The sequence below is a fragment of the Xanthomonas sp. SHU 199 genome (assembly GCF_000364665.1).
Classification (GTDB): domain Bacteria; phylum Pseudomonadota; class Gammaproteobacteria; order Xanthomonadales; family Xanthomonadaceae; genus Xanthomonas_A; species Xanthomonas_A sontii.
The window spans coordinates 1-1,077 of sequence record NZ_AQOI01000235.1 but is presented as its reverse complement, the minus strand read 5'-3'; the positions used below and the strand labels follow the sequence as shown (position 1 = coordinate 1,077).

Below are 1,077 nucleotides of genomic sequence, written 5' to 3'. Positions count from 1 at the left end.
CCCGAATTCCACTGAACAACGTGGTGGGTTTACACAACTAGGTGCCACGCGGCTTGGCGCGATGGCTGGCGGTGGCGGTCCAGGGGTCGTCCGGCCACGGGTGGCGCGGATAGCGGCCTTTCATCTCCTTCTTCACTTCCGGGTAGGTGCTGGACCAGAAGTTGCGCAGGTCCTGGGTGACCTGCAGCGGCCTTCCGCCGGGGGAGAGCAGGTGCAGCAGCAGCGGCACGCGGCCGTCGGCGATGCGCGGGGTGTCGGCCAGGCCGAACAGCTCCTGCAGCTTGACCGCCAGCACCGGCGGCTGCGGCTGCCCGGCATGGTCCAGGCTGTAGTCGATGCGCCGTTCCATGCCCGAGGGCACCGCGATGCGCACCGGGGCATGGCGGTCGATGGCCTGGCGGCGGTCCCACGGCAGCCGCGCCTTCAGCGCCTCGCCCAGCTCGTCCTCGCTCAGCGCATCGAGCCGGGTCTTGCCGGCGAAGGCCGGGCGCAGCCAGTCGTCGAGGCTGGCCAGTAGCGCGGTATCGCCCAGGTCCGGCAGCTCCAGTTCCGGCATCCACTGGCGCAGTCCCGCCACCCGTGCGCGCCATTGCGACAGGTTCTCGCTCCAGGGCAGCGCCTGCAGCCCCAATTCGCGCACCGCGTCGGTCAGCGCCGCGGCTGCCTGCGCCGGCTCGACCCGGCCGGCGGGGCGGCTGTCGAGCACGATGCGGTCGAAACGAGTTTCGCGCAGCGCCGTGAGCGCGCGCCGTTCCGGGTCCCAACGCACCACGTCCTCCTGTGCGAAGCGCTGCGGAAACTGCGCGCGCAGGTAGCGCTCGTCCACCGGCGCGGCGCGCAGCAGCAACGCGTCCTTGGCCTCGTGGCGCAGCTCGGTGGCGACCAGCCAGGGCTCGCCGCGCAGGTCGCTGTTGTCGAACAAGCGCACGCTGCGGCCATTGGCCAGCTGGTAGCGCAGCGGATCGCTGGGGTGACGCGTGCCGATGCGGTCGGGAAAGGCGTGCGCCAGCAGATCGCCGAGTTCGTGGGCCTCCACGCTGTCCGGCGCGGCGGCGTCGCTGCGCAGGCGCCGCCGCC

1 protein-coding gene is annotated in these 1,077 nt (G+C 72.1%); it reads right to left on the bottom strand.

What is annotated here, in order from left to right; genetic code table 11:
- Nucleotides 1-37 precede the first annotated feature (37 nt).
- Nucleotides 38-1,077, bottom strand: a 1,040-nt coding sequence (locus tag D183_RS0109525) for an ATP-dependent helicase C-terminal domain-containing protein (protein WP_017908789.1), incomplete at its 5' end; no start/stop codon positions are given.